Below are 14,084 nucleotides of genomic sequence, written 5' to 3'. Positions count from 1 at the left end.
CTTACAAAAAAACGATAGCAAGCTAACTAAAAAGCGTTTAAGCGAACGAGTCCGCCTCAGGGATTCTGTGGTTTTGATGAAGCAATAACCAAGTGAGGTAAGAGAATAGCCCTAAAAACCACCGAACCTTAGTAAAGGTTCGGCTCCATTTCCAGTCGCACGTTATAGCGCTCGGCGATGTCACTTTGAATACGTTGCGCAAGGTCCAGCAGCTGCAACCCGGTGGCGTTGCCATAATTGACCAGCACAAGGGATTGCAAGCGGTGTACCCCTGCCCCATTGCCCGCATCGCGATAGCCTTTCCAGCCCGCGTGTTCAATCAACCAGCCGGCCGCCAGCTTCACGTGTCCATCGGCCTGTGGATAAGCAATCAAACCTGGGTGTTGGCGCTTCAGTTCAGCAGCCAACGAGGCCTCTACCAACGGATTCTTGAAAAAGCTGCCCGCATTGCCCAGCACCGCTGGGTCCGGCAGTTTTTCACGGCGGATTGCACAGATGGCGTCGCTCACATCTTTGGCAGTGGGCTGGCTGATTCGTTTTTCATCCAGGTGTTGACGCACAGGACCGTATTCCAGATGCAGATGCGCGGCGCGACCGAGAGCAAAGCGTACCCGCAGAATCACCCAACGCCCTGTTTCGTGCTTGAACACGCTGTCGCGGTAAGCAAAGGCGCAGTCGCCAAGGGAAAACTCAAGCAGCTCACCGGTCTGGCGGTCCAGCGCAGTCAGGCTGTGGAATACATCCTTGATTTCAACACCATAGGCACCAATGTTCTGCATCGGCGCAGCGCCCACGGTGCCGGGAATCAGGCTGAGGTTTTCCAGGCCGGACAGGCCTTGCTCAAGGCTCCATGCCACAAAGGGATGCCAAAGCTCCCCCGCCTCGGCTTCCACAATGACCTGCTCGCCATCGTCGGCGAGCACACGGATGCCGCGACTGGCCATGTGCAACACCAGCGCCTGAATATCGGCCGTCAGCAACAGATTGCTGCCGCCGCCGATAACCAGCAATGGCACTCGGTGCTCAGCCGACCAGGCCAGTGCCTGACGGACATCGTCGTCGCTGTGGGCTTCGGCGAACGCGTTGGCCTTCACGTCCACGCCAAAGGTGTTGAACGGCTTGAGGGAAACCTCGGATTGCACCTGCAAGGTCATCAAACCTCCAGCAAGCGTCGCACGCGCTCAAGGTCTTCAGCGGTGTCGACACCCGCCGGCGGCGCTTCCACCGCATCGGCGACGTGAATCCGTACGCCGTGCCAGAGGGCGCGCAGTTGCTCCAGGCTCTCCGTGTCTTCCAGCCAGCACGGGCCCCAACTGACGAAGTCGTGCAGGAAGCCGGCACGGTAAGCGTAGATCCCGATATGTCGGCGATAAGGCACGCCGGCCGGTAACTGATCGCGATCCTTGGCCAGGGCGTCACGCGCCCAAGGCAGCGGTGCGCGGCTGAACGTCAGGGCCAGGCCATTGATATCAGTCACGACCTTGACCACGTTCGGATTAAACAGGAGTGCAACGTCATCGATCGGTTCAGCCAGGGTCGACATCCGCGCTTCCGGGTGTGCCGCCAGGTTGTCCGCCACTTGATCAATCACCGCAGGCGGGATCATGGGCTCATCGCCCTGCACGTTGACCACGATAGCATCGGGCGCCAAGCCCAATTGAGCAGCGACTTCGGCCAGACGGTCGGTGCCGGAATTATGGTCGTCACGGGTCAGCAGCACCTCGGCGCCAAAACCACGGCACGCCTCAAAGATGCGCGCATCATCGGTGGCCACCACCACGCGCTCAGCGCTGCTTTTGCACGCCTGTTCCCAGACGTGCTGGATCATCGGCTTGCCAGCAATCATTTTCAGGGGCTTACCGGGGAAACGGCTGGAGCCGAAACGCGCCGGAATAACAACGGTGAACGCCGCCGTCATTTATCCAGACGCTCTTCGGTGGACAAGGTGCGCGCTTCGCTTTCCAGCATCACCGGAATGCCATCACGAATCGGATAGGCCAGCCCAGCGCCTTTGCTGATCAGCTCGGTTTTGTCGGCACTGAGCTTGAGCGGCCCTTTGCAGATGGGGCAAGCGAGGATGTCGAGCAATTTGGTGTCCATAAGAAATCCTGTGGTGCTGCGGTTGTTATGGCGAAAGAGGCAAAAGGCGTAACAACTGCGAATCGAACCAACTGACGAAAGCGGCTGAAGGCACTGCATCCACGGCCAGATACCACCAATCCTCAGCAGCGAAGGCCCGACATTTCACGGCGTCCTTCTCGGTCATGATCAGTGGCAACGACGGTGTGAACGTCAACGCCTGCGCGCTATAGACCGCATGGTCGGCGAACGCGTGGTGAACAGGTCGCCAGTGTAGCGCTTCGAGGGTGTTGAAGAAACGTTGTGGATTGCCAATTCCGGCCACGGCATGCAGCGCTTGCCCGGCAGGGAAATGATCCAGTGGCAGACGTTCGCCACTGCGCAGGTTGACCAGGGTGGTGGGCTTGAGAACAAACGCGAAACCGTCCGAACGGTCGCTGGCGGCGCCGTTATAAAGCACTGCATCGACGCTGCTCAGACGCTCCATCGGTTCGCGCAAGGGGCCGGCAGGCAGGCAGCGGCGATTGCCCAGGCCGCGAACGGCATCGATCAAGACCAGTTCCAGATCCCGGGCCAGACGATAATGCTGCAGGCCATCGTCACTCAGGATCAGGTCCAGCGGCTCGGCATCGAGCAAGGCACGCACGGCGCGGCTGCGGTCCGGGTCGATCATCAGGGCTACGCCGCTGCGCTGCACGATCAACAGCGGTTCGTCACCGGCTTCGCTGGCACTCTGCCCGACACGAACCCGCCACGGCAAACTCGGCGGTTTGGCGCCATAACCTCGGCTGACCACCCCCACCCGCAAGCCACGGCTGCGACAGTGTTCGATCAACCACAGGATCATCGGGGTCTTGCCCGTACCGCCCACCGTGACATTCCCGACCACCAGCACCGGGACCGACGCCCTATAGATATCGCCTTCACCGGCCAGGAAGCGCGCTCGTTTGTTGCGCACCACTCGCCGATACAACCATTCCAGCGGGCGCAACAGACCCAGCGCAGGATGGCCGGTGTACCAGGCGTTGAGTAAGCGGTCGGTCAGCGCCATCAGTTAGCCGTTGGTGCCACGACGGTGGTCATGCGCAGTTGGCTGAAACCCAGCTTGCCCGCCGCATCCATCGCCGTGATGACGGCTTGATGAGGGGTTTTGCCATCGGCGCTGATCGAGAGCGGCAGCTTGGTATCGCCTGCCGATTCCTTTTGCAGTGCCTCGATCAGGGTTGGCAGATCGTTCTTGGGCAACAACCGGTTGTTCAGCGAATAGACGCCATCGGCACTGATCGCGATATCCAGATGCTTGAGGTCCGAATCGGTTTCCGGGGTGCCGGTGACCGCTTGCGGCAATTCGACGCGTAACTGGGTTTCACGGGTAAATGTGGTGGTGACCACGAAGAACAGCAGCAGGATAAACACCACATCGATCAACGACACCAGGTTGATGTCGATGTTCTCCCGCGGTTTACGGCGGCGGAATTTCACGCTTTACCCTCGGTCAGATCGACGTCACGGTCGCCCTGCACCACTTCGACCAGCTTGATCGCTTCCTGCTCCATGCCCACCACCAGCTCATCAACCCGACTTTGCAGGAAACGGTGGAAGAATATCGCGGGAATCCCGACCATCAGACCGGATGCCGTGCAGATCAATGCTTTGGAAATACCGCCGGCCAATACGGACGCGTTGGTGGTCATGCCAGAGTTCACGAACGAGCCGAAGATATCGATCATCCCCAGCACCGTCCCCAGCAAACCGAGCAAAGGCGCCATGGCCGCAATGGTGCCCAAGGCGCTCAGGTAGCGTTCGAGTTCATGAATGACCCGCGCCGCCGCCTCTTCGATGCACTCTTTCATGATCTCGCGACCATGCTTTGAGTTCGCCAGACCGGCCGCCAGGATCTCGCCCAGCGGTGAGTCGGCGCGCAGCTCCTTGAGCTTGTCGCTGTTAAGTTGCTTGTCTTTGATCCAGCGCCACACCTGACCCAGCAAATGCGGCGGGGTGATGCGACTGGCACGTAAGGTCCAGAGTCGCTCGATGACGATCGCGACAGCAGCGATGGAACTCAGAATGATTGGCAGCATCATCCAACCGCCTGATTTGACCAGTTCCCACACAGTGACGACCCCTTGAAAAAAGTGGCGCCACTCTAACATAGGGCTGCCCGCTCGCCGAACCCCGCGATAAATAACCGACCTGATCAATCACGCCAGAAGCGCCGACGGGCCCGCTCCCCCTGTGCTTCACCGAACAAACCCAGTTGTAGACGAATGGCGCCCAGCTCGGCGCTGTCATAGGGTTGCACAGCCAAGGCTGCGTAGCGCGCCATCACCTGTGGATGCGGATGCCCGAAAGTGTTATTGCGCCCACGGGAAATCAATACGCTTTCGGGGGCGACAGCCTTGAGAAACGCCATGGATGAGGAACTTCGGCTGCCATGATGCGGCGCCTGCAACCAATGGGCACGCACATCGAACCCGCTGTCGAGCACGGCGCGTTCGGCCCCGGCTTCAATATCGCCGGTCAACAACAGGCGCTCACCATTGGCCTCTACCCGCAGCACACAGGACGCCTCGTTGCTGCTCGTCGCCTGTTCCCAGCGCCAGGTCGAGAAATGCACGCCATCCCACTGCCATTGCTCGCCGTTCTGACAGGCCTGAGCCTGCAAGAGTGGCGGCAACTTCGCCACCTCACCCGCCAGGACGCGGGCAACAGGCACGCTTTCATAAACGGCCTGCGCCCCTCCCGCATGGTCGGCATGCGCGTGACTGATCACCATCACATCAAGGTTACGCACGCCGGTCTTGCGTATCGACGGCAGCACCACACGCTGGCCAATATCGAAATCACCGAAGCGTGGCCCTGCGTCATACAACAGCGTGTGCTGGCGAGTCCGCAACACAATCGCCAGGCCCTGCCCCACGTCCAGTTGCATGACCTCGACCTGACCATGAGGCACGGTTTTCAACGGTGGGAACACGCACAGCAACAGCAGCGGCCAGCCCAACAGACGCAACGGCACGCCCTTGGGCAGTAACAACAAGAGGCCGCCAAGGACGCTCAGCCACCACGCCCACCCTGGCACCGCACTGCCTACCCAGGCAGGCACCCATCCAGCGACCAGCGCCAGCCCCTGGAACAACCACCCCAGCAGGCCGCCCGCCAGCCACAGCACACCTTCGCCAATAACAGGCACCGGTAATAACACCGTGCCGAGCAACGCCAGCGGCAGCACGACAATGCTGATCCATGGCACCGCGAGCAAGTTGGCCAATGGCCCACTGAGACTGACCGGCAGGTTCAACGCCAGCAATACCGGCAGTAATCCGATGGCGATCAACCATTGCGCACGGGTCCAGCTTTGCAGCCAGCTCCAGGCACCCAGCCGGCCACTGAATACCAGAATCAGAATGGCCACTGCGACGAAGGACAACCAAAAACCCGGTTGCAGGCTGACCAGCGGTTCGACGATCAGCACCGCGTTGAGTGACAACAACAAGGGCCACCACACGCCCAAGTGGCGAAAGCGCAGGCGCCAGAGCAGGACCATGCCGATCATCGTGCAGGCTCGGCGCACGGGCACTTCAAAGCCAGCCAGCAAGCCATAACTGAGCGCGGCGGCAAACGCCAGGCCACACGCACAAGGCAGCCATGGCAAACGACGTGGCCACAACCCCCAACGCGCCAGCCCGGCGACCAGCGCGTAAATCAACCCGGCCAGTAACCCAATATGCTGGCCAGAGATCACCAGCAGATGCACAGTGCCGGTGTCCTGCAGCACTTGCCAATCAGCCGTCGTCAGCCCCGAGTCATCGCCCAGCACCAGCGCCGTTAGCCCCCCTTCACGACCTTGCGCATCAACCGCCAGCAGCCGCTGGCGCACAGCATCGCGCCAGGCCGAGCGCGCAGGCACAAGCAACTGCCCATCCGCCACCGTGCCGGTCGCGCCGATACGCCGCGCCAACAACCAGGCTTCGTAGTCGAATGAATCGGGATTGACCAGGCCCGCCGGGCGCTTGAGCTTGACCGCCAGACGCCAGTGTTCGCCACTGCGCACATCAGGGCCGCCATACCACGCCACGCGCATGCGTTCAGGCAACCGGGCGCGACGTGATTGCGCACCTTCGAGCTGAAAACGCACCACACCGTCGCTCGACTGCGGCAGGCCGACCACCTTACCTTGCAACCATAACGTCTGGCCGTCGAGCCGTGACAGCAGGCGATCATCCAGCGCCCAGTGCGCCGACACGCATGCCCAACTGAATCCAAACAGAAAAAACGCCAGCGGATAACTGCGAAACGGCAACAGCATCAACGCCACGACGGGCATCAGCAGCAACAACCAAGTCGGCGGCAATGCCGGCATGAAACGAATAGCCAAAAGACCCAGCGCGAGCGCCACCATCCCTGTGCGCATAAGCCTGTCCTCGAAGAGTCCCCTCTCTTGGATTAGCGCACCCCGCCAGACCCCGCTTTTATTAATTGTCACAAAGTCTGAATTTGATAAGGGCAGAATCTAGGCATACTGACCCATATACCCGGGACGAGAACCCCTATGCCGCGTCGTTTATTCAAACGCTACATGCCTGACCCGACCCGCATAAAGGAACACAAATCCTTACGCTTTCTCGGTCGTCTTCTGCATGACCCGAACCTTTGGCACCTCAATCGCCACTCTGTCGCGCGGGCGATGGGCATCGGGCTGTTCGCGGCATTTATGCCCATTCCCTTGCAGATGTTGTTGGCGGCCCTGCTGGCCATCGCCGTGCGCGGCAATATGCCGATAAGCGTCAGCCTGGTCTGGCTGACCAATCCCATCACGATGCCACCGGTGTTTTATGGCACGTACCAAATCGGTGCCTGGCTGATGCAGCTGCCGCCGCGCCATCTACCGGACGAACTGACGTGGGAGTGGATCAGCGGGCAATTATCGACTTTGTGGCAGCCATTCTTGCTGGGATCGGTCGTGGCAGGCGTGGTATTTGGCGCACTGGCCTACTGCCTGACCCTGCTGTATTGGCGCTGGTGGGTGGGCAGGCAATGGCGTTTGCGGAGAGAGAAGAGGAAGTGAGGCTGACCAGAATCTGTGGAAAGCCCCGCCGCGCCCCGTCTTCGACGCCGCGCTGTCGCGCAGCAAACGGGGTGTTTGGTTCACCCTGAATTCCCGTGGGAGCAGGCTTGCAACTACGCGTCCCGCTGCGAAAGCGTTGGAACAGGTTCAAATATTCCGCAACTCATGACGCTCTTCTTTACACGACGGGCCTCTTCGCAGGCAAGCCTGCTCCCACAGTTGATCTATTGCGTCAGAAAATAATTATTTAAAACCAATGACTTAAAGGTTGTTTGATAGGAGCGAATTCATTCGCGATGAAGGCGGTTCGTCAGATACACCGCATCAAACCTTTCGCGAATAAATTAGCTCCCACTAGTACACAGGGTGAAGCAAATGCCTTACTGACGCATCCCGCGCCCACTGATCAGCAGCCGTGCACAGCCCAGGTACAAGGCGATGGTTGCAATGACCATAAAGGTCATGGCGACGCTGATGCGGATGTCGGACACGCCCAGGATGCCGTAACGGAAGGCGTTGACCATGTGCAACACCGGGTTGGCCATGGACACGGTCTGCCAGAACGGCGGCAGCAGGTTGATCGAGTAGAACACCCCGCCCAGGTAGGTCAATGGCGTCAGGACGAAGGTCGGGATAATCGAGATATCGTCGAAGTTGCGTGCAAAAACGGCGTTGATAAAGCCCAACAACGAGAAGATCGTCGCCGTCAGCACGACCACGACTATCGTGATCCCCAGGTGATGGACCTGCAGGTCGGTGAAGAACATCGACAACAGGGTCACGATCACCCCCACCATCAAACCGCGCAGTACACCCCCCAGGGTGTAGCCGATCAGAATAGTGTGTGGCGAGACGGGCGAGACCATCAACTCTTCGACCGAACGCTGAAATTTGGCCCCGAAGAAACTCGATACTACGTTGCCGTACGAGTTGGTGATCACCGACATCATGATCAGCCCCGGCACGATGTACTGCATGTAAGTGAAGCCACCCATGTCACCGATCTGCCGACCGATCAGGTTGCCGAAGATCACGAAGTACAACACCATGGTGATCGCAGGTGGCAGCAACGTTTGCGGCCAGATCCGGGTGAAGCGGCGGATTTCGCGATAGACGATGGTCTGCAGGGCGATCAGGTTGGGACGCAGCTCGGCGCCAGGTTTGAAACTCATACCGCCACCTTTGCCAGGTTTTTTTCCACCAGAGACACGAACAGTTCCTCAAGGCGATTGGTTTTATTGCGCAGGCTCAACACTTCGACTTTCTGCGCGGCCAATTGACCGAACAGCGCGGTAATACCCACGGTCTTATCCACCTGCACTTCCAGGGTATGGCTGTCGATCAGCGTCGACGGGTAACCGATCAAGGTCGGCGCCACCTGATACGCATCCCTCAGATCCAGCAGGAACGTCTCGACATGCAGCGTGTTCAATAACTGCTTCATGCCCATGTTCTGGACGATGACGCCGTGATCGATGATGCCGATATTGCGGCACAGGTGCTCAGCCTCTTCCAGGTAGTGCGTGGTGAGGATGATCGTGATGCCTTTCTCGTTCAGTTCGGTGAGGAACGCCCACATTGAGCGACGCAGCTCAATGTCCACGCCCGCCGTCGGTTCATCAAGGATCAACAGCCGCGGCTCGTGAATCAGCGCCCGAGCGATCATCAGACGGCGCTTCATGCCGCCGGACAACGCACGCGATGGCACGTCACGCTTGTCCCACAAACCCAGTTGAGTCAGGTATTGCTCGGCCCGCTCTTTGGCGATTTTAGGCGGGATACCGTAGTACCCGGCTTGGGTCACCACGATGTCGAACGTCTTTTCGAACTGGTTGAAATTGAATTCCTGCGGCACCACGCCGATGCACCGTTTGAGCGCTGCGGGCTCACGGTCCAGGTCATGACCAAAGATATTCACTGTACCGCTGGTTTTGTTGACCAGGGTCGAGATGATGCCGATGGTGGTGGATTTGCCAGCGCCGTTAGGGCCGAGCAACGCGAAGAAATCACCTTCAGCAACATCCAGATCGATACCACTCAGGGCCTGGAAACCGTTGCCGTAGGTTTTGGTTAGCTGCCGGATGGACAGAGCGGAACTCATATCTGAAATACGCACCAAGAAGGAGGAAGGAAAAATAAGTGAGATCGAACGCCCGCATTAACAACTGCGGCGAGCCGGGCAATGGTGCTTGGCAACGCCGCGCAAGTACAGCGACATGTGTTGATAGTCAGTATTAACTCAACGCAGTCATCACCGCTTTTTGATAAGCCGGTCGCGCTTTCAAGCGCTCATACCAGGCTTGGAGATGGTGCATGGCGGGACGCTCAATCGGCATTTCAAACCAGGCATATATAAAGCAGCCCAAAGGAATGTCCCCCATGCCCAACGCGTCCCCGGACAAATACGGCTGCTCGGCCAACGCGTCGTCGACGACTGTCAACAACTGCTGGCAGGTCTTGATCGCGCTGTTGATCTGCACCCAGTCCTGCTGATCAGCCGGGGTGCGCAACACGCCCCAAAATACTGTTTTAAAAGGCTCGGCAAAGGTTGAGGTGGTCCAGTCCATCCATTTGTCCGCCGACGCCCGTGCGGTCAGGCTGTCAGGGTACATGGCCGAGCCCGGCGCATAACGAGCGGCTAGGTAGCGCACGATGGCGTTGGATTCCCACAGTACGAAACCGTCATCCTCAATCACCGGGATCCGGCCATTGGGGTTCATCGCCCGGTATTCGGGTTGATCGACAATGCCAAATGCACCACCGGCATCAATCGCTTCATACGGCACCGCAACTTCTTCTGCGCACCACAGCGCCTTGCGCACGTTGGAAGAGTTTTTCCGACCCCAGATCTTCAGCATTGCCATTCCCCTGTCAAACCGTAATGACCCAATCGGGCGTCAGTTTAATCCGATCACCCCCCTCTGAATCCAGCGCTCTATTATGGAGGTTGAATCGGCTGATTCAGAGGGCCGGTGCCAAAACCGCGCTCATGCTCGGCGAACTCCACCACCGCTGGGTGGTCACTATCGAGGCGCTCGCTGTTGTCGCCCTCTTCACCTGATGCCGACTAAGCTCTTGATGGCGGTTTTTTTGCCGCTGTCATCACGGAGGATTACCTATGCTGTTGTTGTGGATACTGGTTCTGGTCGTCGGGGTTGCTTACCTGGCCCATCGACGCATCGCGCCCCTGCCCGCGTTGGGTATGGTCGCGGTCTATTTGCTGGCCATGGGCACCTTCAGCCACGCGCCGGGCTGGCTCCTGACCCTTTTCTGGGTGCTATGGCTGGCCGTCGTATTGCCATTGACCCTGCCGGACCTGCGCCGCAAGTATTTCACTGCGCGGTTGTTCTCGTGGTTCCAGAAAACCTTGCCGCCCATGTCGCAGACCGAGCGCGATGCCATCGACGCAGGCACCGTCTGGTGGGACGGCGAACTGTTCAGCGGTCGCCCCGACTGGGACACGTTGCTGGCCTACCCCAAGGCCCAGTTCACCGAAGAAGAACAAGCGTTCATCGATGGCCCGACCGAAGAACTGTGTGCGATGGTCAGCGACTGGCAGATCGGCCAGTCAATGGACTTGCCACCTGAAGCCTGGGAACACATCAAGCAGCATGGCTTTTTCGCCCTGATCATCCCGAAAGAATATGGCGGCAAAGGTTTCTCGGCCTACGCCCACTCCCAAGTGGCGATGAAACTGGCCACCCGCAGTGGCGATCTGGCGTCCACTGTCATGGTGCCCAACTCCCTGGGCCCTGCCGAACTGCTGTTGCATTACGGCACTGACGAACAGCGCAATCATTACTTGCCACGCCTGGCACGCGGCGACGACATCCCGTGTTTCGCCCTGACCGGCCCGCTGGCGGGCTCCGATGCGGGCGCCATGCCGGACACCGGGGTGATCTGCAAAGGCCAATGGCAAGGTAAAGAAGTCATCGGTCTGCGCCTGAACTGGGAGAAGCGTTACATCACTCTAGGCCCGGTCGCTACCCTGCTCGGCTTGGCCTTCAAGGCGTTCGACCCAGAGCACCTGCTGGGTGACAAGGAAGACCTGGGCATCAGCCTGGCATTGATCCCCACCGACACCCGGGGCGTGGAAATCGGGCGCCGTCACCTGCCATTGGGCGCCGCGTTCATGAACGGCCCCAACAGCGGCAAGGACGTGTTCATCCCCCTGGACCTTCTGATCGGGGGTCAGGAAATGCTCGGCAAAGGCTGGATGATGCTGATGAACTGCCTGTCGGTCGGCCGTTCGATCTCGCTGCCTGCGGTCGGTACCGGCGCAGCCAAGTTCACCAGCCTGGTAACCGGGCAATATGCGCAGGTGCGTGAACAGTTCAATGTGCCCCTGTCCGCTTTCGAAGGTATTCAAGAAGCCCTGGCGCGAATCGGTGGCAACGCCTGGCTGATGGACAGCGCGCGGATGCTCACCGCCAACGCGGTGGACCTGGGAGAAAAGCCGTCGGTGTTGTCGGCGATCCTGAAATATCACCTGACCGAACGTGGCCGTGAATGCATCAGCCACGCCATGGACGTGCACGGCGGCAAGGGCATCATCATGGGCCCTAACAACTACCTGGGCCGCAGTTGGCAGGGGGCGCCGATCTTCATCACCGTAGAGGGCGCCAACATCCTTTCACGCAACCTGATGATTTTCGGTCAGGGCGCGATTCGCTGCCATCCATTCGTGCTCAAGGAAATGGCCCTGGCCGGCCGCGAGGATCACGAACGCGCCTTGGTGGAGTTCGATGGCCTGCTGCTCAAGCACATCGGCTTCGCGGTCGGCAACGCAGCCAGTACCTTCATTCTCAATCTCGGCCTTGGGCATTTCGAGACCGTGCCGGGAGACAGCCTGAGCCAAGGCTATTTCCGCGCACTGAATCGTCAGGCCGCTGCTTTTGCCATGCTGGCCGACTTGAGCATGATGCTGCTGGGAGGTGAACTAAAACGTCGGGAACGGCTGTCCGCTCGCCTCGGCGATGTACTGAGCCATCTGTACCTGGCCTCCGCCGCGCTCAAGCGCTATCACGACCTCGACTCGCCCGAGCACCTGCGTCCGCTGTTTCGCTGGGCCATGGAGGAAAGCCTTGGCCAGTCCGAACGCGCACTGGATGGGCTGCTGCGCAACTTCCCGAGCCGGGTATTGGGTTGCCTGCTGCGCGGAGTGGTGTTCCCGTTCGGCCGTCGGCACACCGGGCCATCGGATGCACTGGATGCCGAGGTCGCCGAAGTGCTCGGTCGCGCCAAAGGCGATCCTGCGTTGGAAGAACTGCTTGCTGGCTGCTATCGCCCGCAATCGACAGATGATCCGGTCGGTGCCCTGCAACACGCCAGTGACTTGCTGAACGCCAGCCAACCGCTGCAACAAAAACTGCACCACGCATTGAAAAGTGGTCAGGTGCAGCCGGTGGCCGGCGAACATATTATCGATACCGCCTTGCAAGCCGGCATATTGCAACCCGCCCAGGCACAGACGCTACGCCTGGCCGAGGCAGCGCGACGCAAAGTGATCGATGTCGATGATTTCGATAAAGAGGAACTGACCCTGGCCGAGGGCAAGACTCGCTAATTGACCAGAGGTAAGACAGCGGGCGCGCAGGGCTTTATACTCTGGCGCCCGTTTTTGCTTTTGAGGACTCCATCATGGCCGACGCCACGCTCGACCACCAACTTGCCCTGCTTGCGCACCTGCGCAGCATCCTGGTCGCCCTTGGCGAGGCCGAGCAAGTTCCCGAAGAAAGCCATGAGCTGTTTATGGAACGCTTCGACGAACTGGTCGCGCTATTGCCCAAAGACCCGATCGAAAGCCAATACCTGGGTCAGGAAATGCTCTGCCAAGTGATCCAGCGCTACCCGCAAATTGCTCACTTGGTCCCGCGCGATCTGTTGTGGTTCTTCGCTGGCGACTGCCTGCACTTCATGCCCGATGACGAGATCGACCTGTACCAGGCACTCGAAGAGCGTCGCTACGAAGCCGAGCAAAACGAAGAACCGTTCGACTGGAATCAGGAAAAACAACTGTTGGCGATGTCAGCGCAAGACAGCAAGCACTGACCCACCGCCTTCACGAATGAGTTCGCTCCTACAAGTTCCGTGGGAGCGAATTCATTCGCGAACGCCATCACTCGGTTTACCTGACACGCCCCCCAATCACGCACTGGCAAACCGCCGCTTTTTTTCGTGCACGGGCTCTTCGTGATCGGGCTTGTGCCGAGCAGCAACGTCTACCCCCAATAACCCAAGTAAACGTGTGCGAATCGCCTGGAAACCGGGCTGTCCAGTGTCCCGTTGACGGGGCAGTTCAATCTGTATTTCGTCGGCGATCTTACCGTTGGCCAGCACGATCACCCGGTCCGCCAACAGGATTGCTTCGTCGACATCGTGGGTGACCAGTAGCACTGCCGGGGTGTGTTTACGCCACAAGTCGATGATCAATTGATGCATGCGAATGCGGGTCAAAGCGTCCAGCGCAGCGAACGGCTCGTCGAGCAATAGCAGTTTCGGCTCGCGCACCAACCCACGCGCCAGCGCCACACGCTGTGCTTCGCCACCCGACAGCGTGGCGGGGAAAGCATTCAGGCGATGAGCCAGGCCTACTTCGGTCAAAGCCTCGACGGCACGCCGTTTGGCATCGCTGATGCGCAGGCCCAGCACCACGTTTTTCCAGGCGCTTTTCCAGGGCATCAAACGCGGCTCCTGAAACACCGCCGCACGGGCGAGTGGCACCCGCAGTTGGCCACTGTCGATGGTGTCCAGGCCGGCAAGCGTACGCAGCAAGGTAGTCTTGCCCGAGCCGCTGGCGCCGAGCAAGACGACGAATTCGCCTGGCGCGATGTCCAGGTCCAGCCCGTCGATCACCCGTTGCTGACCAAATTGCCGAACCACATTGCGCAACTGGACGGGGACCAACGCGGCGTGCAGAAGGTCGAGAGCAGCCATG

At 59.6% G+C, this 14,084-nt stretch carries 14 protein-coding genes; 3 read left to right on the top strand and 11 right to left on the bottom strand.

Features of this window, described 5'->3' with window-relative positions:
- Positions 1-128 precede the first annotated feature (128 nt).
- From murB to AC1ME2_RS20890, 7 genes are all read right to left on the bottom strand, one after another.
- Complete coding sequence (gene murB / locus AC1ME2_RS20920) at positions 129-1,154, bottom strand: UDP-N-acetylmuramate dehydrogenase (protein WP_480436446.1); 1,026 nt, start codon at positions 1,152-1,154, stop codon at positions 129-131.
- Complete coding sequence (kdsB, locus tag AC1ME2_RS20915) at positions 1,154-1,918, bottom strand: 3-deoxy-manno-octulosonate cytidylyltransferase (protein ID WP_480436445.1); 765 nt, start codon at positions 1,916-1,918, stop codon at positions 1,154-1,156. The genes murB and kdsB overlap by 1 nt, the downstream gene beginning before the upstream one ends.
- Positions 1,915-2,100 carry a Trm112 family protein gene (locus AC1ME2_RS20910; protein ID WP_058437370.1) on the bottom strand — a complete coding sequence of 62 codons (186 nt, stop codon included), beginning with the start codon at positions 2,098-2,100 and terminating at the stop codon, positions 1,915-1,917. The genes kdsB and AC1ME2_RS20910 overlap by 4 nt, the downstream gene beginning before the upstream one ends.
- Before the next feature lie 25 nt (positions 2,101-2,125).
- A complete protein-coding gene (lpxK, locus tag AC1ME2_RS20905) occupies positions 2,126-3,130 on the bottom strand; it encodes a tetraacyldisaccharide 4'-kinase (protein WP_480436443.1) in 1,005 nt (334 codons plus the stop codon).
- On the bottom strand, positions 3,130-3,561 hold the full coding sequence (locus AC1ME2_RS20900; RefSeq protein ID WP_480436442.1) for an ExbD/TolR family protein: 432 nt from the start codon (positions 3,559-3,561) through the stop codon (positions 3,130-3,132). Before AC1ME2_RS20900 ends, lpxK begins: the two co-directional genes overlap by 1 nt.
- Positions 3,558-4,193 (bottom strand): MotA/TolQ/ExbB proton channel family protein, encoded by a 636-nt coding sequence (locus AC1ME2_RS20895; protein WP_480436440.1) that lies wholly within the window; start codon positions 4,191-4,193, stop codon positions 3,558-3,560. Before AC1ME2_RS20895 ends, AC1ME2_RS20900 begins: the two co-directional genes overlap by 4 nt.
- A gap of 83 nt (positions 4,194-4,276) precedes the next feature.
- On the bottom strand, positions 4,277-6,493 hold the full coding sequence (locus AC1ME2_RS20890) for a DNA internalization-related competence protein ComEC/Rec2 (RefSeq protein ID WP_480436438.1): 2,217 nt from the start codon (positions 6,491-6,493) through the stop codon (positions 4,277-4,279).
- 138 nt (positions 6,494-6,631) lie between these two features.
- Between AC1ME2_RS20890 and AC1ME2_RS20885 the strand changes: the two genes are divergently transcribed.
- A complete protein-coding gene (locus AC1ME2_RS20885) occupies positions 6,632-7,147 on the top strand; it encodes a DUF2062 domain-containing protein (RefSeq protein WP_480436436.1) in 516 nt (171 codons plus the stop codon).
- Positions 7,148-7,527: 380 nt separating this feature from the next.
- Here AC1ME2_RS20885 and AC1ME2_RS20880 read toward each other — a convergent pair whose 3' ends face one another.
- From AC1ME2_RS20880 to AC1ME2_RS20870, 3 genes are all read right to left on the bottom strand, one after another.
- Positions 7,528-8,319 carry an ABC transporter permease gene (locus tag AC1ME2_RS20880; protein ID WP_480436434.1) on the bottom strand — a complete coding sequence of 264 codons (792 nt, stop codon included), beginning with the start codon at positions 8,317-8,319 and terminating at the stop codon, positions 7,528-7,530.
- Positions 8,316-9,248, bottom strand: a complete 933-nt coding sequence (locus AC1ME2_RS20875) for an ABC transporter ATP-binding protein (protein ID WP_480436431.1) — start codon at positions 9,246-9,248, stop codon at positions 8,316-8,318. Before AC1ME2_RS20875 ends, AC1ME2_RS20880 begins: the two co-directional genes overlap by 4 nt.
- 133 nt (positions 9,249-9,381) lie before the next feature.
- The gene (locus AC1ME2_RS20870) at positions 9,382-10,005 is read right to left on the bottom strand and encodes a glutathione S-transferase family protein (protein ID WP_480436430.1); all 624 of its coding nucleotides are present in this window, start codon (positions 10,003-10,005) and stop codon (positions 9,382-9,384) included.
- A 260-nt stretch (positions 10,006-10,265) separates the two neighbouring features.
- Between AC1ME2_RS20870 and AC1ME2_RS20865 the strand changes: the two genes are divergently transcribed.
- Complete coding sequence (locus tag AC1ME2_RS20865) at positions 10,266-12,713, top strand: acyl-CoA dehydrogenase (RefSeq protein WP_480436427.1); 2,448 nt, start codon at positions 10,266-10,268, stop codon at positions 12,711-12,713.
- A gap of 74 nt (positions 12,714-12,787) precedes the next feature.
- Positions 12,788-13,198 carry a PA2817 family protein gene (locus AC1ME2_RS20860; protein ID WP_480436426.1) on the top strand — a complete coding sequence of 137 codons (411 nt, stop codon included), beginning with the start codon at positions 12,788-12,790 and terminating at the stop codon, positions 13,196-13,198.
- 96 nt (positions 13,199-13,294) lie between these two features.
- On the opposite strand, the gene AC1ME2_RS20855 is transcribed toward AC1ME2_RS20860, so the two are convergent.
- Positions 13,295-14,083 (bottom strand): ABC transporter ATP-binding protein, encoded by a 789-nt coding sequence (locus AC1ME2_RS20855; protein ID WP_480436424.1) that lies wholly within the window; start codon positions 14,081-14,083, stop codon positions 13,295-13,297.
- Position 14,084: the final 1 nt, after the last annotated feature.

This window comes from Pseudomonas sp. ASL9 (genome assembly GCF_056680335.1).
This window is presented reverse-complemented; position numbering and strand designations above follow the sequence as displayed.

Excerpts from the sequence above, each read along its gene's own strand:
- AC1ME2_RS20890 (WP_480436438.1), bottom strand. The coding sequence starts at position 6,493 with ATGCGCACAGGGATGGTGGCGCTCGCGCTGGGTCTTTTGGCTATTCGT.
- AC1ME2_RS20885 (WP_480436436.1), top strand. The coding sequence starts at position 6,632 with ATGCCGCGTCGTTTATTCAAACGCTACATGCCTGACCCGACCCGCATA.
- AC1ME2_RS20865 (WP_480436427.1), top strand. The coding sequence starts at position 10,266 with ATGCTGTTGTTGTGGATACTGGTTCTGGTCGTCGGGGTTGCTTACCTG.
- AC1ME2_RS20855 (WP_480436424.1), bottom strand. The coding sequence starts at position 14,083 with ATGGCTGCTCTCGACCTTCTGCACGCCGCGTTGGTCCCCGTCCAGTTG.
- murB (WP_480436446.1), bottom strand. The coding sequence starts at position 1,154 with ATGACCTTGCAGGTGCAATCCGAGGTTTCCCTCAAGCCGTTCAACACC.
- kdsB (WP_480436445.1), bottom strand. The coding sequence starts at position 1,918 with ATGACGGCGGCGTTCACCGTTGTTATTCCGGCGCGTTTCGGCTCCAGC.
- AC1ME2_RS20860 (WP_480436426.1), top strand. The coding sequence starts at position 12,788 with ATGGCCGACGCCACGCTCGACCACCAACTTGCCCTGCTTGCGCACCTG.
- AC1ME2_RS20870 (WP_480436430.1), bottom strand. The coding sequence starts at position 10,005 with ATGCTGAAGATCTGGGGTCGGAAAAACTCTTCCAACGTGCGCAAGGCG.
- lpxK (WP_480436443.1), bottom strand. The coding sequence starts at position 3,130 with ATGGCGCTGACCGACCGCTTACTCAACGCCTGGTACACCGGCCATCCT.
- AC1ME2_RS20880 (WP_480436434.1), bottom strand. The coding sequence starts at position 8,319 with ATGAGTTTCAAACCTGGCGCCGAGCTGCGTCCCAACCTGATCGCCCTG.
- AC1ME2_RS20875 (WP_480436431.1), bottom strand. The coding sequence starts at position 9,248 with ATGAGTTCCGCTCTGTCCATCCGGCAGCTAACCAAAACCTACGGCAAC.
- AC1ME2_RS20910 (WP_058437370.1), bottom strand. The coding sequence starts at position 2,100 with ATGGACACCAAATTGCTCGACATCCTCGCTTGCCCCATCTGCAAAGGG.